Below are 24485 nucleotides of genomic sequence, written 5' to 3'. Positions count from 1 at the left end.
TTTTTAAATATAACTCACTCCACGCCTTCGCAACGTTCTTTAGTTTAACGATTGAATCTCTTCTTTCACATATCCTTCTACATCTTCAATATCTACAAACAGCGGGTCTAAGTGACACAAGAAGTGCCAATCTTCGGCACCGCGTTTTCTGTAGAGAATCGCTTCGCCGTCTTCACTTCCGAAAAAACTTCTGTCGGCTTCATATCCGTTGCGCTCTAAGAAGTCTTTTGCCTTGCCATAGTTTGCTTCTCTGGCTTCGACATAGGCTTTCACTTCATCGTTGTTAACGACATACGCGTCGATTTTTGAATAACCTTCGATCACTTTATCGTTTTTAACGGATAGATTCGAAATCTCTTTCCAAATAATGTCCACATTTTCCTCAGAATTGAACGAAAATCTAGATAGAGGAACAATATTTCCGTTAAAGACAATTTCCATATAATCCGGCAAGTATTTTGGGTTCACATACTCCACTTCAAACCCATCTTCTGTTTCTAAAGTATACCCAGGGATTTGAGCTACAAAGGCTCTCCCCTCTTCTAAAGAATCAAACGTGGCTAAATCCTTTGAGGAATTGTTTTGATATAACTCTAATATATACAACTTTAAGCCTACCAATCTTTAAACGTTTAACTAAGTTTTTCTAAAAAATTAACTACCTCAATATGTGCTGATAGTGTCTACCTATACTATACAAATGAAATGTGATGGGCAATTTTAGAATAATACTATGAAATAGAATTATTTATCTTTATTAAATGCTTTTAGTAGCAGTCGCTCTGTTCTTGAAGAATAAAGATATTTTCTTAACGAATCTCTTACTCTCTTAAACCTGTATAGCAACTCCAATTCGTCATAAATAGACCAAGATAAACGATAATGTTCCTCTTTCCTCCTCTTGTCAATTTCCTCTTGAGTAAAGTCATACGGAAAAGTAGGACGATTACCCAATTTAGAACTCATCCCTTTTTTAGTATAGAAAGATCTTTCAATTTTCTCTTCTTCATTCAATAAAGGAAAATCAAAACAATAAAGATACCAGATATCAAATTGTTTAACTGAAAATACTTGTGTACATTTCCTTAATCTATCACTAGACAATTTACTCATAATTTCTCGAAACTCAGTCAAATCAGTTATCTCAACAAATCTAAATGTCTCAATCTCTCCGGGTATATAATACTGCTTCCCTGCTAATGATATATAGTTAGGAACCTCCTTTTTTAAAAATATCTCAACAATTGTATCTTGGCATTTAATTACATAATTAAAATTATCAGATAATTCATAAATATGATTATCAATCCAAATCAATAATTTTTCATACAATAAAACAACTTCTTCAAAATATTGACTATTTTTCTTATCAATTATTTTTCGAACATCACGTTTTTGACTATAGAAATAGAAGAAAAAGACGATTGGTAATATCGTCATCAAAGCTACAAGGGCTGGTAATCTTGAAAAGATATCACCAATATTTACTTTTATTTGTAAAATACCTCTTAGAATTTCTTGAAGCTTATGCAAATAAAAGGTAATATCTCCTTTCAATATTCTCAAAGAGAAACAAGCAGATAAAAATGCAAAGAACATCGGTGTACTTATTATAAGTCTAAATATATTAAGTGATAGCTGAGTCAAGGTGAGTTTAGATATCCCTATCCAGACTGAATTTTTTTCACCGCTACCATAAGTTACCCAACCTACACGTAATAATCGACTTAGTCTTAACAAATAATAATTTACTCTAATTGTGTAAAGTGCAATACTCACCTTTTTCGTTCTTATCGCCCATTGCCCTAGTTCTCTCAAACAATCACTTACTCCATTATATAACTTAATAATTACTAAATCATATATCACTAATATATAGAGTATTTCTAACAAAAATATAATAGTTAATACAAATAGATTCCCTTTCGAGACTTCTAAATTAGTAGAAACAACAAAATTCACTATAAACTGCCTAAAAAATATTAATAATACTATCGCTATAAGCGACAAGATAATTTTATATATTTTATTAAACCTCATACCTTCAACTCTCTCATAAATTTATTTTAATCTTTCAGCCTCTAGATTCTCTATAATTTCTTCCCAATAATTATACTCATCACAGATGTACAACAATTTATTAAATAGCTACAAAAAATCCGTTTCGCCGATTTCTTTTTCCCAACGGCCGCATCCCACCATATGTGTATTAGGTTCATCTAGTGCAAACCTTTTTGTATCTTTAAAGAAATTATACAGCCAGTGCATTAGTCCTACATCGCTAAACGACATATCAATAAATATATTATCAATTTCTTTAATCGATCGATGACCTACTGGTATTTTTTTCTCAAACGAAGTTACTTCTGAAATTCTATTTAGCGCACCATCAATTGCCAAACTCCCCATAGTGTATGCCGCATAAAAGTTGCGATTAAAGTAGCAATCAACCATTGATTTTACTAGAGGACCCGAGGAACACGGCGAATTTTGTAAGGCAATAATAAAATCCTCATTGTTTAGTTTATCCCTAAGAAACTCAATCCATCCGTCCGTCCAAAACAGCTTACTTATATAGGTTATTATACCACTAAAACCACAAAAAGACTGCAACCTCTCAGTCACAGTCTCTTACAGCTCTACTTCAGTCCATCTAAAAATTGAAGGCAATATTTCCTAATACTTACTATAACATTGCTAGATTTTCTGCAAGAATATAAACTACTATTCTACTTCTACTTCGCTGAAGTCTCAGCTCGTACAAGTAGTGATACCGCCTCAACATGATGCGTCTGAGGAAAAAGATCCACCGGCTGGACTTTCTTCAATCCATAACCCAATTCTTGATAGCGTTTGATATCACGCGCCATGGTTGCTGGGTTACATGAGACGTAAGTAATCTTCTCAGGTTGCATGGCAACACTGGCTTTGATGAAGCTTTCTGTCAAGCCCTTGCGTGGTGGGTCCACAATGATAACATCTGGTTTGATGCCATCCTTGCTCCACTTGGCCATGGCATTTTCAGCTGAGTCAGCCACATAGTGGGCATTTGTAATGCCGTTGCGTTCTGCATTTTTCTTGGCATCTTCGACGGCTGTTTCAATGACTTCAACGCCGTAGACTTCCTTGACCTGTTTGGCAAATGACAAACCGATTGTCCCGATTCCTGAATAGGCATCAATAACAATGCTGTTGCTGTTTAAATCTGAGAAGTCAATAGCTGTTTGATAGAGTTTTTCAGCCATCTCGGTATTAACCTGATAGAAAGATTGGGTAGAGATCTCATAGTCATTGCCCAACATACTGTCTGTGATGGTGTCTTGGCCATAAAGGGTGCGGAACTCCTTACCAAAGATGGCGTTAGTGTTCTTATCGTTGATATTTTGGATGATTGAAACGACACTCGGGAAGGCTTCCGTAATCTTAGCAATGACTTGGTCAATGCGGAAAACTTTTGGTCTGGTCGTTACAAAGACCAACATCATCTGACCTGAATAATGACCACGACGAACCACCAAATGACGAACCAAACCTGTCTGCTCCTTCTCATCATAAGGTTTGAGGTCATAGCGGCGGAGAAGGTCACGGACAAAGACAATGAGTTTATCAATTTCCTTGTCTTGGATAAGGAAATCTTCAATTGGAATCAAGTCGTGCGAATTCTTGCGGTAGAAACCTGTTTCAAGCTGACCTTTAACACGGCGAACTGGCACCTGCGCCTTATTACGGTAAGCGTACGGTGTATCCATTCCCAATGTTTCAGCGACTTCTACGTCTGAGATACCTGCTGTCTTATAGAGGTTGTCCACAACTTGTTTACGCTTGAACTTGAGCTGCTCCTCGTAGGTCATATGGCCAAAATCAGCAATTCCTGAACGGAGATAGGTTGCATCAATGTCCTGATTACGGTTTGGTGAAAGGGTCACATACTCCTCAACCTTACCAAAGCCGATATTTTTCTTGAGCTTAAGCACTCGCATCTTGATGACTTCGCCTGGGAGGGCATTATCCACGAAAAAGACAAAGCCGTCCACCTTGGCAACGCCTGCTCCTTCATGTGTCAAATCGACAATTTCAACTTCTACAATAGCGTTTTTATTTAACATAATTCAACTTTCTTTACTCTTATAGGGCTTAAGCATATCTTCCAAAGCCTTTTACTACCCTCCATTATAGCACATATAAATCAAATTTATGGCTGGCCATAAATAATATAGATTTTTCAGAAAAGTCATACAGTGCTATCATAGGTCCATGACAAAAAATTAAACGACTCAGCAACTTGGCTAGATGTCGTTTCTATCTAAAGGAGAATAATCATGCCAGATATTACCATTCATACAATCGAAACTGCACCAGAAGAAGTCAAAGACGTCCTTCAAACAGTCAAAGATGCCAATGGGGGATTCATTCCAAATTTGATTGGTCTCCTTGCTAATGCGCCAACTGCGCTTGAAACTTACCGTACTGTCGGTGAAATCAACCGTCGCAATTCATTGACACCAACTGAACGTGAGGTTGTTCAAATTACAGCTGCTGTTACTAACGGATGTGCTTTCTGTGTGGCAGGTCACACAGCCTTTTCAATCAAGCAAATCCAAATGACACCACAACTCTTGGAAGCCCTTCGTAACCGTACACCAATCGAAGACGATCCAAAACTTGATACCCTTGCTAAATTCACTATTGCCGTGATCAATACCAAAGGTGCTGTTGGTGACGAAGCCTACAATGACTTCTTGGAAGCTGGTTACACTGCTCAAAATGCCCTTGACGTTATCTTGGGTGTCAGCCTTGCTAGCTTGTGTAACTACGCTAACAATCTCGCACAAACACCGATTAACCCTGAACTTCAAGAATTCGCTTAATTCAAAACCAAAGGATAAACTAGAGGAGGACCTAAGCCTATGTCACATTTTTCAAAAGAATTCCTTACTTGGTTGGACACCAACGCTGACCATATTGACCAAGAGTCTGGACCAATTGCGGACCAACTTCTTGAAAAAATTGCTGAAAACGACGTCTTTAAAATCGGCGTACCTGCTGAGTTTGATGGCCTAGGTGGTGGTCCTACTCAAGTTGTTGATGTGCTTAATGAATTGGCACAACATTCTTTGACAGCTTCCTTTATTTCTTGGGGACACCGTACTTTCATCGAGTATATCCTAGCTAGCGACAATGCTTACCCTCGTGAAACATGGTTGAAAGAATTGTATACTGGTGAGCGTGCTGGTGGAACTGGCTTGTCTAATGCAGTCAAATTCTTGTCTGATATTGAAGAATTGAATGTTACTATCAGCCAAGAAGGTGATGACTACTATCTCGATGGTCGTTTGCCTTGGGTGACTAACCTTCGTTCTGATAAATTCGCTGCTCTCTTTGCTGCTGACTTTAAAGACGGTAGCCAACCTTGGATTATCACCATTCCATCTGAAGCTGAAGGCCTCAGTCGTTCTGAAGATTTGGAATTTGTTTCCCTTCAAGGTGCTAACACTGCCTCTCTTACTTTTGATCACGTTAAGTTAGATCCTAATTGGGTCCTTTCAAAAGAAGGTACAGACTATATTGCCAAAACACGTCCGAATTTCCTTGGTTTCCAGTTTGGTCTTGCCTTTGGTTTGGCACAACGTTCTCTTGATGAGGTTGAAGCTAGTCTAAACAGTAACCGTAGCGTTCTTCGTGAGGAATTTGAAGCAACACGTGGAAATCTTCTTGCTATTCAAGACCAACTCTTTACGGGTCTTAATGATGCTAATTATTTCATTGAAAAACCACGTGAACTTTTCCAATTGCGTATCGATATTGTCGACGTCGTAGCCAACAGCCTACTCCTCGAACTTCAGGCTAGTGGTGGTCGTGGCTATTTGAAAGAATCAGAGTCAAGCTTTATCCGTCGTTGGAATGAAGGCGTCTTCCTTCCAATTGTATCTCCGAGTGCGGTACAGCTTCGTCACATTCTTGCAGCTAGCTAGAAAGGCCGGTAGACCAATGAAGGTATTTTTTAAGAAAATTCCCTTGGCCCTATCTAGTCTAGTTCTTGCCCTCTTTAGTTTATCCAATCAAATAAGCCACTATACCCTGATTGCTCAGGGTATTTGGTGTTTAGCCAGTATAGGTTTTATACTTATACTGGGACGCTTGATTCTTGGATTTGAACAAATAAGAGAAGATTTGCGAAACCCAGTCGTTGCTTCGGCCTTTGCTAGCTTCTTTATGGCTGCCTTTCTCTTTGCCAGCCGCCTCCCACTAGCTCAAACAGGCTTAAGTGTGACTTGGGTTGGACTCCTTGGACTTTATATTGCCTATATTATATTTTTCAGTCTGCGTTTTATGCGCCCACTATCTTTGAACCAAGTCTTTCCAAGCTGGTTCGTGGTCTATGTTGGCCCTGCTATCAGTCTTGTGACAGTACCGGCTAGTGTTCCAACTAGCATCAAGGGACTTATTCTAGGAGTAACGGGATTAGCGACTTTGGCCCTCTTTCCACTTGTTTTATGGAGAATGAGACAGATAGCCATCCCTCACCTATATCAGCCTATACTTGCCATTTTAGCAGCACCTCTGGCCCTTCTCATTACCAGCTCAATCAAGAGTAATCAAAGACCTGCAACTATCATTTTACTTGCCCTACTTTTATTCTCACAAGCATTCTTTTTCTATGCTCTTAATCTCTTTGTAAAACTGGTTAGAAAAGGCTTTATGCCACTTTTTGCAGCTTTTAGCTTTCCCTTAGTCAATAGTGTCAATGCTTTTAAGGCAGCCACTACCAGTCTTGGACTAGTCAATCCAGCTACCCAATTGGTTTATAAGGTAGAGTTCGTCTTCGTTCTTGGCATCATGACCTATTTGCTCTATCATTTTCTAAAACTCTTATACAAGGCGCTTATACAAGCGCTTAATACCAAAAAACAAGCAGGTTCAGTGTGAACCTGCTTTGTTTTCTTATCTAAATCCTAGTTCTTTTAATTTTGACTGATAGTTATCAAAATCAATTTCAATCCCTTGACCGCCATACAAATCATAACTGTCAATCCAATCACCATCCGAAGGAATGGTTTGCGAATTGATCCCTTTTTTGAAACTACCAGCATTTGAAAGTCCCAAATCCAACATATCAGTCATACTCATATTGGTTGAGGTCAGTGAGTAAACCTTCCCCAAAGCCTCAGGTCCATTGAAGAGATTAAGTGGATTCTTAAGCTGCTTCATAACAGCCTGCATCACTTGTTGCTGGCGCTTGGTACGGCCATAATCTCCCTCGTCATCCTTACGGAAACGAGCATAATTCAGTAGGGTGCGACCATCCATATCCTGCTTACCAACTTTAATGGTTTGATTTGGCACATGACCATTCTTGTCCATCTTCAAATCATCTGGGACTTGTACTGATGACACTTTTTTACCATCAATGGTCGCAAACTTCGCATTGATTTCCACACCATTCGGGAAGAGGGTATCGACCCCTGTCGCAAAGGTTTCAAAGTCAACCATGGCATAGTACTTAATATCAATGTCAAAGTTTCGTTTGAGGGTCTCACGCATGAGTTCTGCCCCTTGATGATTATTTTGCTCACCAATATTGAAAGCCGTATTAAGTTTCAAGTCCTGAGAATAGTCGGTTTCTGAAGCTCCCTTGATATTGACCAAGGTATCTCGCATAAAGCTAACCATCTTAATCTTACCTTCTTTATTGCCCACATTGACAACCATGATGGAGTCCGTTCTGGCATCGGTAGAGTCTTGGCTAACTCGCTGGTCAGAACCTAGAATAAGGATATTAACCCCATCCTTAGTATCCTTACCATTAAAGGTCTCAACTACGGCAGGCTGATAGGATTTACCATTATTACCTGCAGCAGAAAGGTCTGTTCCCTTGTAAAATTGATAGGCCATGGCTATCACTAAGAACACAACTCCAAGACTCAAGCAACTAAGCACCAGCTTAACAACTTTCTTGAGCCTTCTCTTTTTCTTTGGTCGCTTCTTCTTGGCTACTTGCGACTTGGACCTTGGAGCCGACGTTGCTGAAGGAGTTGCTTGCCTTCGAACCTTTTTACGTCTAGGTTTAGGTTTACTTTGAGCGACTTCCTCCCGATAGACGGGCAAACCTTCCTCAGTTAGCTGATTGACAGACTCATAATCACGTTCTTGATAGTAGTCAGAACGATTGTCATAAGGCTGGCGCCATGCTGCTTGATAGTCCTCTATTTGCGCTTGATACCGCCGCTCAGCTTCATAGGCATCCAACTTTCCTTGAAGATAATTGAATTCTGAGGCCTGCTGTCCATTCAGGTGAGCAAGATTTTTTAAAAGATAGCTGTAACGTAACCGTTCATGATGCGTAAACGGCCCATTGTTAGATTTGGTCATAAGATTTCCCTTTAAATTTCATAGACTTGGTAAGCACCCAAGATTTTATATCCAATTCCAACTGCAGTCAGCTCTTCAAGAGCGAACTGAGCCAACTTTTCCTTTGTATAATCACAATCAATAATAAAGAAATACTCGCCAAGTACCGTCTTCAAAGGACGACTTTCTATCTTGGTCAAGTCAATGCCTCGCCAGGCAAAGGTCGATAAGGCCTTGTAAAGTGCCCCTGGCATATTGTCAGGCAGGGTCAAGGCCAGCGTTAATTTGCAATCAATCTGATTGAGCGGAATCTCAGGAACAGTGTTCCCCAGCACCCAAAAGCGGGTATAATTCTTTTCAATCTCCTGAATATCCTTAGCCAATATTTGAAGACCGTATTCCTTAGCAGCTGCATGCGGAGCGATGGCCGCATATGGCTGATCTGGATTATCAGCGACAAAACGCGCCGCAAAGGCTGTACTGGCTGTTGTCTCAATCTTGGCATGTGGAAAATGCTGTTTAATATACTTTTTCCCTTGGGCAATAGCCTGTGGGTGTGAGAAGATTTTCTCAATTTTCTCATGATGTTTCGTCGCCATCAACTGCTGCTTGATGGGCTGAACAATCTCTGCCACAGCACGAATATCGGCCTGATGGAAGAGATAGTCTAAACTCTCATGAACAGAGCCCTCAATGGAATTTTCCACCGGAATGACCGCATAATCCACACGTCCCTCTTCATAAGACTTGATAACCTCGGTAATGGTACCTAGAGAAACCAATTCTGCCTCAGGAAAAGCCTTTAAGGCTGCATTATGCGTAAACGACCCACTAGGGCCCAAATAACCTACATACATTTGATAAACCTTGCTACTTCTTCTGGCGTTCGGTTATCAACTGTGACAACCAAATCTGCTAAATCTTGATAGAGTGCCATTCGACCGTCATAAATAGCCTTAAAATCCTCTTTGGAATGATTGAGAAAGAGTGGGCGCTGATTCTTGGTATCCTTTTCAATGCGATCATAGACCACATCGAAAGAAGCATGGAGCCAAACGTTATGCTTACGATTTTTCGTCAAGAGCTGACGATTGCGCTCCGTCACAACGACACCACCTCCAGTAGAGATGATGACGTCATCTCCCTCTTGAAGGAGTTCCTCCAAAGTCTCAGACTCAATCTGACGAAAGGCTGCTTCACCTTCTTTTGCAAAAAAATCAGCAATGGACATGCCGATTTTCTCCTCGATGACCTGATCCATATCCACGAAACGACCATCCAGGTATGGGGCGACGGAACTCTTACCAACTCCCATAAAGCCCAATAAAACCTTAGCCATGGAGCAATCCTTCCAAGTCACTAAAGAAGCTTGGGTAACTTGTATTGATAGCTTCCGCACGTTGCAAGTCAACCTCACCATCTTGAACCAAAAGGGCAGCAATAGCTGTCATCATACCAATACGGTGGTCACCCAAGGTATTAACCTCTGCCCCGTGAAGAGCCGTCTTACCAGTGATAATCATACCATCCTCAGTTGGTACAATATCAGCACCCATAGCATTCAAGGCATCCGCTACAACCTGAATACGGTCAGTCTCTTTGACCTTAAGTTCTTCAGCATCACGAATCACAGTCTTACCTTGGGCTTGTGTCGCCAAGAGTGTGATAATTGGAAGTTCATCAATCAAACGTGGAATGATATCTCCACCAATTTCAGTTCCTTTAAGTTCTGAAGTTTCAACCGTAATGGTCGCAGATTTTGCAACCTGGTCAATATCTGAAAGGGTAATCTTACCACCCATGTCTTTGATCACATCAATGATACCCGTACGCGTCTCATTGATACCAACATTTTCCAAGACAATCTTAGAGTTAGGTACCACAAGTCCTGCTACCAACCAAAAGGCAGCTGAAGAAATGTCACCTGGAACCACGACTTCTTGAGCAGTAAAGCTTTGGCCACCAGAAATACGAATTTCCTTGCCATCTACTTGAAGCTGACCACCAAACTGCTGAATCATATCTTCCGTATGATTACGTGTTTTTTCCTTTTCAATGATGACAGATTCGCCATCAGCTTGAAGCGCTGCAAAAATAAGAGCAGATTTTACCTGAGCAGAGGCAACTGGCAATTGGTAATGAATAGGTTTAAGGGACTTGCTACCGTGCATTTTCAATGGTGGCAAATCACGGTCTGTTTGACCAGAAACCTCTACACCCATCTGACGCAATGGAATGGTCACACGGTCCATTGGACGTTTTGAAAGGGAATCATCTCCAAACATTTCCACATCAAAATCCTGACCTGCAAGCACACCTGAAATCAAACGAATCGATGTTCCAGAGTTCCCCATGTCCAACTTGTTTTGAGGAGCCTTGAGACCATCAAAACCAACACCGTGAATGCGTACCACATCACCATCATCCTCGATAGTCACACCCAAATCACGGAAGACCTGCATAGTTGAGAGGACATCCTCACCTCGTAAAATATCACGAACAGTTGTCACACCTTTGGCAAGACTTCCGAACATGATAGAACGGTGACTGATTGACTTGTCACCAGGGATGCGCAAGCTGCCATGAAGACCTTGAGCCTTGGTTTCTAGTTTCATAGGTTACTCCTAAAAATTTTATAGTTATTCCCATTATACCATATTTGAAAGCCTAACCATAGACTGAATTGTCAAAATATTCACTCGCTTGTATTACCATACTTTTCTTTCAAGAAGGCAACCGCCTCTTGAACACGGTTCCGAATCAAGTTAGCAGACTCCTGCAAAAGATTTTTTTCCTCAGCCGACAAAGACAAGCGAACTGGAGCAGCCACCCCATGACGCCCTAGGATGACTGGATAGCCAAGATAGGTTTGATAGGCTTCTTGATAGCTTGATACTGCCACCTCTTCTTGAGCGTCAGAAAGGATAATTGTCACCAAACGAAGAGCAGCACTGGCAATACCGTATGAAGTATAGCCCTTACCATAAAAAACCTTATGACCACCCTTCATGGAAGCCATAAAGAGATTTTGACGTTCTTCTTCGCTGGTCAATTCTGTAATGTCTTGCCCTTTAACCTTGACTTGACTCCAGGCAGTAAATTGGGAATTCCCATGTTCGCCAAGATTGTAGCCAGATACTGATTTGGGATTGACTGACAAATCATCTCCTACCGCAGCCTTCATTCTCGCCGTATCGAGTAGAGTCCCTGTCCCAATCACACGTTCTCTTGGCCAGCCTGTGAACTCCTGATAGAGGGCCGATACGGCATCTACAGGATTCGAGATAACCAAGAGTATACCTTTAAAATCCAATTTTTTAAGTTCCTGAGAAACCTGATAAACAGCTTCTCGAGTAAATGGAAATTCAGCAAAGCGGTCCTCACCAGCATTGTGCTGTAACTGAATATTGCCAAGAGATGAAATAATCACATCAGCATCTTCAAGTGCTGCATAATCATTGACAACAATGTTTGCATAGCTAGGTAGATTTGCCATGGCATCCTTAAAATCCTGGGCATCTGCCTCGGCCTTCTTCTCATTGATATCTATAAAGACATAACTATCAGCCAAGCCTTTAGCAATTGCTCCATGAGCTACTGCAGCTCCAACGTTTCCCATACCAATAATTCCAATCTTACGACTCATCATTTTCCTCCTTTAATATTTCTCGCTTCTTCCTTGGACACTCTCTTTTGAAAGCAGAAAAGGGCCTGTCAATTGACACACCCTCTTTGATTAACTATTCAATTCTTGCAAAGGTTTGAAGATGATACGTTCAATATCATTCAAATAAACAGACAAACCTTGTTGTGCAGCCAAGTATTCTTTCAAAAGTGCATTAGCTTCTACCTTTTGACCCAATTCTTGAACAGCTGCTTGTTCTTCTGCTGTTGGCATTGTTCCAGCTTGCATTTTAGCATAGAAATCCTCTTGGAAATCAGTAAACTCTTTGAAAAGAGCGCTAGCTTCAGCATCAGCTGCAATCGCTTCTTTTTTCTCTACCAAAGTTTTGTACTCAGGAAGGGCACGAATGCCACGTTCCAACTCATTTGCTAAATCATAAATATTTGTCATTTTATTCTCCTAGGCGATCACCACATGATAATCCGTATTGGCTTCAATAACAGTCTTAGCATGTGTGCGATCTTTTTCATTTTTAAAAGTAATTTGGAGGATACCGTGAATATCCTCACGATTTTCCTCATTAATACGAAGGTTAACCAAAGACGTTCCTCGTAACAATTCCATAATGCTAAGGATAACGTCTTCTCGGTCAGGCACATCCACGAAAATATCGAAGGCACTTTCCACGCCACCCTTTTTGTGAATTTCCATCTCTTTACGTTTCTTACGACCGTTGTCAAAGAACTCCCAAATGGCATTCTCATCTTCAGCTTTAATCAAGTCAGCCACATGGTCCAAACGTTTTTTGAAATCTTCAATACGATCCAAAACAGCTGGCCCATTGGTCATGAGAATGGAAGCCCACATGCCAGGTTCACTTTCTGCAATACGGGTCATATCTCGGAAGCCCCCAGCCGCAAAGTGATTGGTCATCTCGTGAGCCTGAGCATAATCAGCTGCCTGCTCCATAAGTCCAGAAGCCAAAAGATGTGGGAAATGACTGATTTGACTAGTTACACGATCATGTTCAGCCGCATCAATTTCCACAAATCGTGACTTAAGCCCTGACAAGATGTCCTTAAGTTCAGGGATAGTTGTCTCTCTTGTTAGACTCGTCGGTGTGAAAATATAATAAGCATTTTCGAAAAGTGTCACGTCAGCTGCAATAGCCCCTGATTTATGGGAACCAGCCATAGGGTGAGAACCTACAAACTGAACATTTTTACCTGTTAGGTAACGTTCAGCTGCCTCAACGATATCCAACTTAGTAGACCCTGCGTCTGTGATGATGACATCATCTTTGAGCTCCAAGTCAGCCAACTCCTTCAAGTAGGCCACAGTTTGCTTAATTGGCACTGCAAGGATAATAACATCCGCGAGGGGAGCAAATTCTTTGAAATCACTTGTTGCACGGTCAACGATGCCACGCTCAAGCGCAATATTTCGGGAATAGTCAGAGCGATTATATCCAAGAATCTCATAATCAGGGTGGTCCCTTTTAATCCCTAAGGCCAAGGAGCCACCAATCAAGCCCAATCCTGCGATATAAATAGTTTTCTTACTCATTACTACTCCCATCTATTGTCTGATGCTGCTTAAAAGTTTTTCACATAGTCACGGTGACGTGCTACCGCTTCTTTCAATTCTTCCATGTTGTCAGAAGAGAATTTGTCCAAGATTTCATTGGCTACAACTGTAGCAACTACGGATTCCATAACGACACCCGCTGCAGGCAAGGCCGTTGGATCTGAACGCTCAACTGTTGCCTTGTAAGCTTCATGTGTTTCGATATCTACTGACATCAATGGCTTGTAAAGGGTTGGAATAGGTTTCATAACCCCACGAACCACAATCGGTTGCCCGTTGGTCATACCACCTTCAAAACCACCAAGGTTGTTAGTGCGACGTGTATAGCCATCCTCTTCATTCCAGAGAATTTCGTCCATTACTTGAGAGCCCTTGAGGTAGCCATCCTTGAAACCAAGTCCAAATTCTACACCCTTGAAGGCATTGATGGATACAACTGCTTGAGCAATCTTAGCATCAAGTTTGGTATCCCATTGGACATAAGAACCAAGGCCAACAGGGACGCCGCCAACAACAGTTTCAACGACACCACCGATTGTGTCTCCCTCTTTTTTGATTTGGTCAATGTAATCTTTAATTTCTTGTTCACGTTCTTGGTTAACAACTGAAATTTCTGATTGTTGGGCCAATTCCTTGATTTGAGCGACTGTCAAATTCTCAGGCACATCAATTTCCTTACCACCAAAGACAACGACATGGTTAGCAATTTCAATATCAAGCTCAGCCAAGATACGTTTAGCGACAGCACCTACTGCCACACGCATGGTTGTTTCACGCGCACTAGAACGTTCCAAAGAATTACGCAAATCATCGAAACGGTATTTCATTCCACCAACTAAGTCAGCATGGCCTGGACGTGGGTGAGTGATTTTACGTTTGGTTTTCAAACGGTCCTCAATATCTTCCACAGCCATGATGTCCAACCATTTTTGATGGTCCTTATTGATAACATGAAGGGTGATTGGAGCCCCTGTTGTTTTCCCATGACGAACACCAGAAGTGATTTCAACCTTATCAGACTCAATTTTCATACGGCCACCACGACCATAGCCACCTTGACGACGTTTCAAATCGCCATTGATATCTTCTGCCGTCAAGGGAAGACCTGCTGGAACACCTTCGATAATTGCTGTTAAACGTGGGCCGTGAGACTCACCTGCTGTTAAATATCTCATTTATTTCTCCAAGTACTCTTTCATTTCAACTAAAGGAATTTGATTGATTGCTGCCTTACCAATCTCTGGAACGATAACTGTCTTAATGCTATTACCACGGGCTTTTTTGTCATGTGTGAGGGCTGTATAAAGCTCCTCAACACGCCATGGCTCATAGTCTACTGGCAAGCCAAATTTGACACACATCTCAGCAATTTGACGTGTGATTTCCTTAGGCATCAGACCTTTTTCCTCAGCAACTCGTGAAATCTGAACCATTCCGATAGCTACCGCTTCACCGTGCATGACTTTACCGTAACCAGCTGTTTGTTCAACGGCATGCCCAATCGTATGACCAAAGTTTAGATACATACGGACGCCACCTTCGAACTCGTCTTCAACCACAATTTTACGCTTAACATTACATGAACGATAAATGATAGTTTCTGAGTTTTCTAGGATACTGTGAACTGAACCATCAATGCTTTCAAGCAGGTGCCAAAGCTCAGGATCATCAATCAAACCGTATTTGACAACCTCACCCATACCTTCAATCAATTCGCGTTTACCAAGTGTCTCAAGGACATTAGGATCAATCAAAACCCCATCAGGTTGAGCAAAAGTTCCCACGATATTTTTAGCAAATGGTGTGTTCACACCTGTCTTACCACCAATAGATGAATCCACTTGGGCAGTTAGACTGGTTGGAACCTGAACGAAATGAATCCCACGCATATAGGTTGAAGCGACAAAGCCTGCCAAGTCACCAACAACGCCACCACCAAGAGCAACAATGCCATCACTACGAGTCATGCCATTCTTAATCAAAAACTCATAAGCCTTGTTAACAGTCTTAAGATTTTTACTCGCTTCACCTTCTAGGAAATCAAAAACGACAACCTCAAAACCTTCGTGCTCCAGGCTAAGCTTAACTTTTTCTGCATATAGAGCTCCCACATGATTGTCCGTAATAAGGGCAATCTTTTGTGGTTCCCAAAGTGACTTCACCCATTTACCGACAGTCTTAAGGGCTCCTTTTTCAATAATAATGTCATAAGGGTTATGTGTTAAATTTACCTCTAGTTTCATAGTCGTCCCCTCCTAGCTATTGTAAATATTTTCTAATTCCTGCCAAATAGCGTCTGTTGGCATGTCCTTGCCTGTCCACAATTTAAAGGCACCTGCTGCTTGATGAAGCAACATGCCAAGTCCGTTCACAGCCTCTATTCCCTGTTTTCTAGCCAAGGCCAAGAAAGGTGTTTCAAAAGGCTGATAAATGATATCAGCAACCAAGAGTCCCTTAGGAAATTTTGTATCTGTAGGAATAGGCAAGGATGCGCCATCCATACCTACTCTCGTCGCATTCACCAATAAATCAGCCTGGCCTAGTTCCTCTTTAAAATACTTAAGATCATTTAAAGCATGAAACTCCAAGTGACAAGTTGTCTGTTCAGGTAAGGACTTAAAGCTCTCTTTTGCCTTATCCAATGACTGAGGGCGAACATAGACACTTACTTTTTTGGCACCATCAAGAACTGCCTGCGTCACAATAGCTTTAGCCGCACCACCAGCACCCAAAATCATCAGATGGGCATCTTTAGGGCTAAAGTTCTTTAAACTAGCAAAAAAGCCAAAACCGTCCGTATTATGACCAATCAAACGCCCATCATGATTAACAACTGTATTGACAGCACCAATCAGTTGAGCTGCAGGACTAATCTCATCCAAAAAAGGAATGACTGCTTCCTTATATGGCATGGACAAATTGATACCGAACATGTCGTAACGTCTAATATTTTCAACTGTCTCGGCTAGGTCTGATTCCGGAATCTCCCAGGCCACATAAACACCATTAACTTGTGTCTTCTCAAAGGCCGAATTATGAATGAATGGCGAAATCGAATGCTTGATTGGATTGGCGACAACAGCTGCTAGGCGTGTGTGTCCATCAATCTGCATCCAAAACCTCCCTGATTCTGCGCATGTCTGCTAAACTAATTTGTCCTGGAGCACTGGCATTATCAAGACTGGCGAAGGTCCATGATGACCCTATCAAGTCGCCCGCAAAACGTGACAAACGACCTAGTTTACCCATTGACATAGTCACAAACTCCTGCTCAGGATTAAAGGCCTTAAAGCCACGTGTGAAGTTCATAAGGTCGAGAACATCCTGCTCATGCTTAGGCATAACTGCCACCTTAACCAGTCGTGGTGTCAAGTTTGCCATCTCAGACAAAAGTTCCATGAGGTTTTCAGGTGTCTCCTCAAAGTTATGATAAGACAAAACCAAGTTTGAAAATTCGAGCATTTGATCAAAGACAGCCTTACGTGTGAAATACTCAAAATCAATATAATCTGGCGAATAAATCGCAGCTACATCCTTAATCAGTGCGACATATTCCGCATCCGTTAACTCAAGCCTACCACCCTCACGCGTTGTACGGATGGTAAAGACAATCTCAAAGCCTGCGAATTTCTCGAAAATAGCCGGAGCAACCGTTAAGATACTATCCTTATCTAAAAAATCTGCACGCCATTCAATAATGTCTGCCCCCTCAAAACGAGACAGTTCAAGCGCTTGTGCCTCCTCTAAACTAGTTGGCATAATCGGAACTACAATTTTCATTTATTTACCTTTATTGTGTATACTTTCAAATAATTTGATGTTGGATCATTAGGATTGACGGTAAAATCCGCTGGTAATTGTTGCAGGTTAACGAAGTCCGCTGAAACATCTCCCAAGCCCTTACGTAGTTGTTTCTTAAACTGTTGCACTGTCATATTAGCAGCATTGGTACTTGCGATGATTGTCCCATGCTCTGATAAAATATCAAGACTTTGTGCAATTAACTTGTGGTAATCCTTATTTGCTGAGAAAGTGCGTTTCTTATTTCGAGCAAAGCTTGGCGGATCGATGACGATAAGGTCATAAGATAAGCCTTTTTTCTTTGCATATTTGAAATAATCGAAGACATCCATCACGACCAAGCGATGATTTTCCATACTGAAGCCATTAGCTTCAAAATGAGCCGTCGATAATTCACGTGAACGCTTAGCCAAATCAACCGATGTCGTTTCAACCGCTCCCCCCATAGCTGCAGCCACTGAAAAAGCTGCCGTATAGGAGAACATATTCAAAACTGATTTTCCCAAAGCTAAGCCATTAACTAAACCATCACGCACTTCATGCTGATCAAGGAAAATCCCCGTCATTAGCCCATCATTGAGGAAAACTTCATAAGTTACCCCATTTTCTAAAATGGTGAAGGTATCAGCCGCCTCTTGCCCAAAAAGATGGTCTGACTCGAAATCAAGACCCTTGAAGCGGATTTTCTCATAGCCTCCCAAGACCTCAGGAAAGACCATTTGGAAAGCCTCTACAATATCATTTTTCAAGGAATAAACAAAGGCATTGTACCATGAAAAGAGGGCATAATCCCCATATAAATCAATTGTGAGACCACCAAAATCGTCACCATCTTGGTTGAAAAGACGAAAAGCTGTCGTCAACTCATTATCATAATAGGATTGACGTTTGGCCTTAGCCCTTTCAAAAAGTCCTTGAAAATAAGTCACTGTCAATTGTTGTTTTTTAGGGGACAGAAACCATCCTATCCCCTTATTTTGACTCGACAAATAGCCCGTTCCTAAAAAGTCTTTGGATCGACTATACAGATAAACCAACTGATTATTTTCAGTTATATTTGGAAAATCTTCGGCTAAAAGAAGCTGTTTTCCTTGTTTGATTTTTTTCTCCGCAAAGGGACTTACCGTCAATATACTCATGTCACTATTATACCAAAAAAATGCTATTATTTCTGTTTCGTAACTAGATTTTATCAATTATATGTCAAGGAATATCACACTCAATGGCAGTAAATTTTTGAGAGTCATTATCTTATTTGGTATAATGATTAAGATAATATAGAATCAAAGGAAGTATTACTTTGAAAAAAATTACTGAAGCCTTTTGGAAAGGAGTTTCATCAAGACTTGGATTTATCCTCTTGTTACTCTTCTTTTATTGGCTAAAAACCATATTCGCTTATTACGTCAACATTAATCTTGAGTTGGAAAGCAGATATCAGGTTATGCTTTCGCTGATTAACCCTATTCCACTAGGATTAATGCTTCTAGGTTTAGGACTATACTTCAAGAAACGACGTTTCTTTTATAGCATTACCATTGCTATCTATGTCATCCTTAACCTCTTACTTATTGCTAATGTGATTTACTTTGGAGAGTTTACAGACTTCATCACTGTAAATACCATCCTAGCAAGTTCTAGTTCGGCAGCAGGACTAGGAGACTCAGCCAAGAACCTTCTTGAGCCAAGCTATCTTTTCTACCTGATTGATGTTCCTTTCTTCATCTATGCTGGTTTCAGGAAAAAGCTTAAATTGGACAGCAAGCCATTTAATAAACGAGCTAGTTTCGCAGTTACTGCACTATCAACACTCCTGCTCTCAGTTAACCTCTTCTTAGCGGAAGTTAACCGTGGCGAGTTGTTGACACGTGGTTTCTCAAATAACTATATTGTTCGTGCTATGGGGCTTCCCTTCTTCACAGCCTATTCTGGTAACTTAACTTATCAAGCTTCACAGGCTCGGTCATCTGCAACAGCTGAGGATATGAAAAAGGTTGAGGCTTACGTTAAAGAGCACTATGCGGCACCTGACCCTAAGTATTACGGAATTGCTAAAGGAAGAAACGTCATCGTTATTCACTTGGAAAGCTTCCAACAGTTCCTCATTGATTACAAGCTCAAAGTAGACGGTCAAGACTATGAAGTTACACCATTCATCAATTCCATTTATCACTCAAATGAAACTCTAGCCTTTTCAAACTTCTTCCACCAAGTAAAATCAGGTAAAACTTCTGATGCTGAAACCTTGATGGAAACGTCTCTCTTTGGACTAAGCACAGGGTCATACATGGTAAACTATGGGGGTACCAATACAGCCTATGCGGCACCATCTATCCTAGCTCAAACAGGTGACTATACATCAGCTGTTTTCCATGGAAACACTGGATCCTTCTGGAATCGTAATAATACCTATAAACAATGGGGGTATAACTACTTCTTTGACTCATCAGCCTTCACTGAAAAAACTGATGAAAACTCCTTCCAGTATGGTCTAAATGACAAATACATGTTCCCAGATTCCATCAAGTATCTGGAACAAATGCAACAACCTTTCTACGTTAAATACCTTACAGTATCTAACCACTACCCATATACTTCTCTCTCAGGCGATGAAAAGGAACAAGGTTTCCCACTTGCCGAAACAAAAGACGAAACAGTCAACGGATATTTTGCAACAGCTAACTATCTTGACTCAGCAATCAAAGACTTCTTTGATTACCTCAAGGAAACCGGTCTTTACGATAACTCGATTATTGTCATGTATGGTGACCACTATGGTATCTCTGATACACGAAGCGGCAATCTTGCTGAACTTCTCGGTAAGAACCCTGAAACTTGGTCAAACTATGATAAAGCCATGCTTCAACGTGTTCCTTACATGATTCATATTCCAGGCTATACTGGTGGTGGTATCTCTAACACCTTTGGTGGTGAGGTTGATGCCCTTCCAACTCTCCTTCACGTTCTTGGCGTTGACACTAGCTCTTATATCCAGATGGGACAAGACCTCCTATCTCCTGATAATAAGCAAACCGTCGCATTTAGAACCTCAGGTCAATATGTTACTCCTCAATACACCAGCTACTCTGGTCGACTTTATAACACTCAAACAGGGGAAGAAATTACCAACCCTGATGAGACAACTAAAAAAGATAACGAAGCCATTCGTAAAGCAGTAGCAACTCAGCTTTCGATGAGTGACGCTGTTCAAACAGGTGACCTTCTTCGTTTCTATACGCCAAACGGTTTGAAGCCTGTTGATTCTAGCAAGATTTCCTACACTAAACAGATGGATCAACTAAAAGAAATCAATAAAAAGCTGAAAGATAAATCAACTAGCCTCTACAAGCAAAAAGGCAATAAATCAACAGCTGATCTATTCAAGACCCCATCTTACAAGGAGCTACATCCTGTAGAATCCGAATCAAGCTCTAGCTCAAGTTCGGGTGAATCAGAGCCAAGCAGTTCTTCAACGGAACAACAATAACCCCAAAAGGCAGTCCTCTATGGACTGCTTTTTTAGATTAAACAAGTTTCAAAACCACTTGCCTGAAAAATTGTAATTCTCTTCTCACTAGTTACTCTCAAACATATTTCTTGCTAGTTTGCTATAAGCGTGATTAAATAGGATTTGTAAGAAAACTTATAAAGGAGAACAGATATGAATCCAATGGAATTATTTAACCAAGTAAAAGAAATGATCGAAAAGAAAGATTTCGAAGCTGCTAAAAAGTTTGTCGATGAAAACAAAGATGATTTGGGCGAGTACTTCGACCAAGCTAAATCTCTTGTGTCAGGCAACGAAATGGTCAGTGGCGCTTTAGACAAGATTAAAGGTCTATTCTAAGACGAAATCCCCGCAGTCAATAGGATTGCGGGGGCTTTTTATGTCTAGAAGTCTTATTTAGAGACGGTGCCTAGCTTAGTCAAAAGTTCTTTAGAACAAGCAAAAAAAGAGATTCCCTAAGGAACCTCTTTTTATTCTATATGACTATAGAATTATTTTTTCAAGTTGTAGAATGATTTCAAACCACGGTATTCTGCAACTTCACCAAGTTGGTCTTCGATACGAAGCAATTGGTTGTATTTAGCGATACGGTCAGTACGTGACAATGAACCTGTCTTGATTTGACCAGCGTTAGTTGCAACTGCGATATCAGCGATTGTTGAATCTTCAGTTTCACCTGAACGGTGTGATACTACTGCTGTGTATCCAGCTTCTTTCGCCATTTCGATAGCGTCGAAAGTTTCAGTCAAAGTACCGATTTGGTTAACTTTGATAAGGATTGAGTTAGCAGCGTGTTCTGCAATACCTTTTTCAAGGTAAGCTGTGTTAGTTACGAAGAAGTCGTCACCAACCAATTGAACTTTACCACCAAGACGTTCAGTAAGAGCTTTCCAACCGTCCCAGTCGTTTTCGTCCATACCATCTTCGATAGTGATGATTGGGTATTTGTTAACCAATTCTTCAAGGTAGTCGATTTGTTCTGCAGCAGTACGAACAGCAGCGCCTTCACCTTCAAATTTAGTGTAGTCGTAAACTTTACGTTCTGCATCGTAGAATTCAGATGATGCACAGTCAAATCCGATAAATACGTCTTTACCTGGTACATATCCAGCAGCTTCGATAGCTTTGATGATAGTTTCAACACCATCTTCAGTTCCGTCGAAACGAGGTGCGAAACCACCTTCGTCACCTACGGCTGTTTCAAGTCCACGTTCTTTAAGGATTTTCTTAAGTGCGTGGAAGATTTCAGCACCCCAACGAAGAGCTTCTTTGAATGTTGGTGCACCAGCAGGTACGATCATGAATTCTTGGAAAGCGATTGGAGCGTCTGAGTGAGAACCACCGTTGATGATGTTCATCATTGGAGTTGGAAGAACTTTAGTGTTGAATCCGCCAAGGTAGCTGTAAAGTGGAACTTCAAGGTAGTCAGCAGCTGCGCGTGCTACAGCGATAGACACACCAAGAATAGCGTTGGCACCAAGTTTACCTTTGTTTGGAGTACCGTCAAGAGCGATCATTGCGCGGTCAATACCTTGTTGATCACGTACGTCGAATCCGATGATGTGTTCAGCAATAACGTTGTTTACGTTATCAACTGCTTTTTGAGTACCAAGACCACCGTAACGAGCTTTGTCACCATCACGAAGTTCTACTGCTTCGTGTTCACCAGTTGAAGCTCCTGAAGGAACCATACCGCGACCGAATGCACCAGATTCAGTGTAAACTTCTACTTCAAGTGTTGGGTTACCGCGTGAGTCAAGGACTTCGCGTGCGTAAACATCAGTAATAATTGACATTACAATACTCTCCTTATGAGTTAAAATTTTTTACACCTATATATTACCATAATATCAAGGCTTAAGCAAATTAAAACCAGAATTTTCTAGCGATTTTCTATTTTTTAATATTTTCAATTGTTTTTGAAAATCTCAGAAAACGACCCGAATGAAAAGGAATTCAAAATATTGTATAATACAAGTAGAAAACTTACAGGAGATTCCTATGACTTCACTTGAAAACAAAGTACTCCAATGCGCTAGTGGCGAAAAACGCCTTAATCCCGATGAACTTCGTCAGTATTTTGGAACCTATGCGGAACGTGTAGTCCTAGCTGTTCTATTGGAAAATGCCGAAAAGAAAACTGTAATTGACAATTTTCCGCAAATATTAAAAGACTTATTAGCCGTTTACCCTAATCTTAGTCTCAAACTTTCGCCAAAATTAGCCGACCAGACACAATTTACCTATATCAAGACCGCTCAAGCACTAAATATTTCTGCAACTATCGTTGACGAGGCCAAGGCCCACTCACCATACGGTCTTATCGTACATAGTAATCAAGCAGAGAATCTTGATAAAGTGTTATTTTCAGAACTCTATCCTGATATCCTTGCTCCTAGTGAAACTGAACCTATCCTTGAAAAAAAGGGATTTTTTGCTAAACTATTCGGAAAATAAAAGCTGATGCAAAGTCAGCTTTTTCTTATATCACAATGTTTTACTGAGCTTGATGACATTCCCAATATTGAGTCCTGTGCGATAGAGATTCTCCTTAGCGGTAGCTAAAACTTGGTCTAACTCTAATACTTGTCCAATGATAGGGAAAGCAGCTGTGATACCTGCTACTGGAAAATCAGGCAAGTCATCCTTCAAACTACCACAGATAGCAATGACGGGAATAGCTGATGGTGTCCGCCTAGCCACCCCGACCGGTGCCTTACCAGACAAGGACTGGCTATCCATCCGTCCTTCTCCTACTATAACCAAATCAGCAGACTTCACACGTTTGTCAAAATCAACACAATCAAGTACAAAGTCAATCCCTGATTTAATTTCTGCATTTGCAAAGGCCACCAGGCCTGCAGCCATGCCTCCTCCCGCCCCTGAACCAGCCAGTTTTAAAACTCCTGGAGCAAAGTCAGTGTAGAATTGTGACATATCTTGGTCAACTTTTTTAAATTGTGAAGGAGACAAGCCTTTTTGTTCACCAAAAATATAGGTCGCTCCATATTGACCACACAAGGGGTTGTCTACGTCAGTAATCAGACGAATGGTGACACCAGACAAATCAAGCTTATTTTTAGAGGATACCTTCTTAATGAGACCAAGATTAGCACCTATTGGCTCAAGCTCCTGTCCCTCAGAATCATAAAAACGATAACCCAATCCATATGCCATACCGATACCACCATCATTGGTAGCAGATCCACCTACGCCTATAATAAACTCTCGAATGCCAGATTGAACCAAATCAACAATGAGTTCACCCACGCCTTGTGTCGTTAGAGCTAGAGGATTTCGTTTTTCCTTAGGAATATGCTCCAAGCCACAAATCGCAGCCATTTCAAAAACGGCAGTCTGGCCATTGCTGGCAAAAGAAACACTTCCATCACTTGTATAGGCATGAGGAATATTGATACTTTTCTTCTCAAGATTTAGATTTTCAACAAGAGCATCTAAGGTGCCTTCGCCACCATCCCCTATTGGCATGAGGTCAAAATCAGCGTCGGGTAAGGCATTTTCAAAGCCTGATTTAATAGCTAAGGCGACCTCTTTTGCAGATAAGCTTTCCTTAAATGAATCAGGTGCAATCAAAATTCGCATGATGTCCTCCTT

Annotated in this window: 24 protein-coding genes; 6 read left to right on the top strand and 18 right to left on the bottom strand. The window is 41.0% G+C overall.

Annotated features, from left to right (window positions below):
- Window positions 1-39: 39 nt before the first annotated feature.
- The 4 genes from ADH51_RS05830 to rlmD form a co-directional block, all read right to left on the bottom strand.
- Entirely contained in the window at window positions 40-606 is a 567-nt protein-coding gene (locus ADH51_RS05830; RefSeq protein ID WP_048675150.1) for a hypothetical protein, read from the bottom strand.
- Window positions 607-744: 138 nt separating this feature from the next.
- Window positions 745-2040, bottom strand: a complete 1296-nt coding sequence (locus ADH51_RS05825; RefSeq protein WP_048675147.1) for a hypothetical protein — start codon at window positions 2038-2040, stop codon at window positions 745-747.
- 108 nt (window positions 2041-2148) lie between these two features.
- Window positions 2149-2400 carry a hypothetical protein gene (locus ADH51_RS10215; RefSeq protein ID WP_229056981.1) on the bottom strand — a complete coding sequence of 84 codons (252 nt, stop codon included), beginning with the start codon at window positions 2398-2400 and terminating at the stop codon, window positions 2149-2151.
- Window positions 2401-2735: 335 nt separating this feature from the next.
- Window positions 2736-4106 (bottom strand): 23S rRNA (uracil(1939)-C(5))-methyltransferase RlmD, encoded by a 1371-nt coding sequence (gene rlmD, locus ADH51_RS05815; RefSeq protein WP_048675144.1) that lies wholly within the window; start codon window positions 4104-4106, stop codon window positions 2736-2738.
- 213 nt (window positions 4107-4319) lie between these two features.
- Here rlmD and ADH51_RS05810 point away from each other — a divergent pair, with 213 nt between their 5' ends.
- Genes ADH51_RS05810 through ADH51_RS05800 form a run of 3 tightly spaced genes read left to right on the top strand, consistent with a single transcriptional unit; the run spans window position 4320 to window position 6927 of the window.
- Window positions 4320-4868 carry a carboxymuconolactone decarboxylase family protein gene (locus ADH51_RS05810; RefSeq protein ID WP_002888987.1) on the top strand — a complete coding sequence of 183 codons (549 nt, stop codon included), beginning with the start codon at window positions 4320-4322 and terminating at the stop codon, window positions 4866-4868.
- Between the two features lie 39 nt (window positions 4869-4907).
- On the top strand, window positions 4908-5972 hold the full coding sequence (locus ADH51_RS05805) for an acyl-CoA dehydrogenase family protein (RefSeq protein WP_048675140.1): 1065 nt from the start codon (window positions 4908-4910) through the stop codon (window positions 5970-5972).
- Window positions 5973-5988: 16 nt separating this feature from the next.
- Window positions 5989-6927, top strand: a complete 939-nt coding sequence (locus tag ADH51_RS05800; protein ID WP_048675137.1) for an ethanolamine utilization protein EutJ — start codon at window positions 5989-5991, stop codon at window positions 6925-6927.
- A gap of 15 nt (window positions 6928-6942) precedes the next feature.
- Here the strand turns inward: ADH51_RS05800 and ADH51_RS05795 are convergent, their stop codons facing one another.
- The 12 genes from ADH51_RS05795 to ADH51_RS05740 all read right to left on the bottom strand — a co-directional run bounded on the left by ADH51_RS05795 (window position 6943) and on the right by ADH51_RS05740 (window position 18501).
- Window positions 6943-8370 (bottom strand): LCP family protein, encoded by a 1428-nt coding sequence (locus ADH51_RS05795; RefSeq protein ID WP_002890468.1) that lies wholly within the window; start codon window positions 8368-8370, stop codon window positions 6943-6945.
- A gap of 11 nt (window positions 8371-8381) precedes the next feature.
- The gene (gene pheA / locus ADH51_RS05790) at window positions 8382-9206 is read right to left on the bottom strand and encodes a prephenate dehydratase (protein WP_002890467.1); all 825 of its coding nucleotides are present in this window, start codon (window positions 9204-9206) and stop codon (window positions 8382-8384) included.
- Window positions 9197-9688, bottom strand: a complete 492-nt coding sequence (locus ADH51_RS05785; protein ID WP_037597597.1) for a shikimate kinase — start codon at window positions 9686-9688, stop codon at window positions 9197-9199. Before ADH51_RS05785 ends, pheA begins: the two co-directional genes overlap by 10 nt.
- The gene (aroA, locus tag ADH51_RS05780) at window positions 9681-10964 is read right to left on the bottom strand and encodes a 3-phosphoshikimate 1-carboxyvinyltransferase (RefSeq protein ID WP_002890464.1); all 1284 of its coding nucleotides are present in this window, start codon (window positions 10962-10964) and stop codon (window positions 9681-9683) included. Before aroA ends, ADH51_RS05785 begins: the two co-directional genes overlap by 8 nt.
- A gap of 80 nt (window positions 10965-11044) precedes the next feature.
- Window positions 11045-11995, bottom strand: coding sequence for an L-lactate dehydrogenase (locus ADH51_RS05775; protein WP_014634147.1), 951 nt, complete (start codon window positions 11993-11995; stop codon window positions 11045-11047).
- A 90-nt stretch (window positions 11996-12085) separates the two neighbouring features.
- Window positions 12086-12424 (bottom strand): YlbF/YmcA family competence regulator, encoded by a 339-nt coding sequence (locus ADH51_RS05770; RefSeq protein WP_002890462.1) that lies wholly within the window; start codon window positions 12422-12424, stop codon window positions 12086-12088.
- 9 nt (window positions 12425-12433) lie between these two features.
- Complete coding sequence (locus ADH51_RS05765) at window positions 12434-13540, bottom strand: prephenate dehydrogenase (RefSeq protein WP_014634146.1); 1107 nt, start codon at window positions 13538-13540, stop codon at window positions 12434-12436.
- Between the two features lie 29 nt (window positions 13541-13569).
- On the bottom strand, window positions 13570-14736 hold the full coding sequence (gene aroC / locus ADH51_RS05760; RefSeq protein WP_048675134.1) for a chorismate synthase: 1167 nt from the start codon (window positions 14734-14736) through the stop codon (window positions 13570-13572).
- The gene (gene aroB / locus ADH51_RS05755) at window positions 14737-15804 is read right to left on the bottom strand and encodes a 3-dehydroquinate synthase (protein WP_048675132.1); all 1068 of its coding nucleotides are present in this window, start codon (window positions 15802-15804) and stop codon (window positions 14737-14739) included.
- A 12-nt stretch (window positions 15805-15816) separates the two neighbouring features.
- Window positions 15817-16674 (bottom strand): shikimate dehydrogenase, encoded by an 858-nt coding sequence (locus ADH51_RS05750; protein ID WP_048675129.1) that lies wholly within the window; start codon window positions 16672-16674, stop codon window positions 15817-15819.
- On the bottom strand, window positions 16664-17341 hold the full coding sequence (gene aroD / locus ADH51_RS05745; protein WP_002890457.1) for a type I 3-dehydroquinate dehydratase: 678 nt from the start codon (window positions 17339-17341) through the stop codon (window positions 16664-16666). Before aroD ends, ADH51_RS05750 begins: the two co-directional genes overlap by 11 nt.
- Window positions 17338-18501, bottom strand: coding sequence for a class I SAM-dependent rRNA methyltransferase (locus tag ADH51_RS05740; protein WP_048675126.1), 1164 nt, complete (start codon window positions 18499-18501; stop codon window positions 17338-17340). Before ADH51_RS05740 ends, aroD begins: the two co-directional genes overlap by 4 nt.
- Before the next feature lie 161 nt (window positions 18502-18662).
- On the opposite strand from ADH51_RS05740, the gene ADH51_RS05735 reads away from it, so the two are divergent.
- Together ADH51_RS05735 and ADH51_RS05730 are read left to right on the top strand one after the other, a co-directional pair.
- On the top strand, window positions 18663-20849 hold the full coding sequence (locus ADH51_RS05735; RefSeq protein WP_048675123.1) for an LTA synthase family protein: 2187 nt from the start codon (window positions 18663-18665) through the stop codon (window positions 20847-20849).
- A gap of 174 nt (window positions 20850-21023) precedes the next feature.
- A complete protein-coding gene (locus ADH51_RS05730) occupies window positions 21024-21209 on the top strand; it encodes a hypothetical protein (protein WP_002886071.1) in 186 nt (61 codons plus the stop codon).
- Window positions 21210-21361: 152 nt separating this feature from the next.
- Here the strand turns inward: ADH51_RS05730 and eno are convergent, their stop codons facing one another.
- The gene (gene eno / locus ADH51_RS05725; protein ID WP_002886048.1) at window positions 21362-22666 is read right to left on the bottom strand and encodes a surface-displayed alpha-enolase; all 1305 of its coding nucleotides are present in this window, start codon (window positions 22664-22666) and stop codon (window positions 21362-21364) included.
- 205 nt (window positions 22667-22871) lie between these two features.
- Between eno and ADH51_RS05720 the strand changes: the two genes are divergently transcribed.
- The gene (locus ADH51_RS05720) at window positions 22872-23327 is read left to right on the top strand and encodes a YueI family protein (RefSeq protein ID WP_048675120.1); all 456 of its coding nucleotides are present in this window, start codon (window positions 22872-22874) and stop codon (window positions 23325-23327) included.
- Window positions 23328-23357: 30 nt separating this feature from the next.
- Here the strand turns inward: ADH51_RS05720 and ADH51_RS05715 are convergent, their stop codons facing one another.
- Window positions 23358-24473 (bottom strand): glycerate kinase, encoded by a 1116-nt coding sequence (locus ADH51_RS05715; protein WP_048675117.1) that lies wholly within the window; start codon window positions 24471-24473, stop codon window positions 23358-23360.
- Window positions 24474-24485: the final 12 nt, after the last annotated feature.

This window comes from Streptococcus sp. 449_SSPC (assembly GCF_001073005.1).
Classification (GTDB): Bacteria; Bacillota; Bacilli; order Lactobacillales; family Streptococcaceae; genus Streptococcus; species Streptococcus salivarius_F.
Note: the sequence above shows the minus strand (reverse complement) of the source record. Positions and strands in the feature narration are given on the sequence as shown.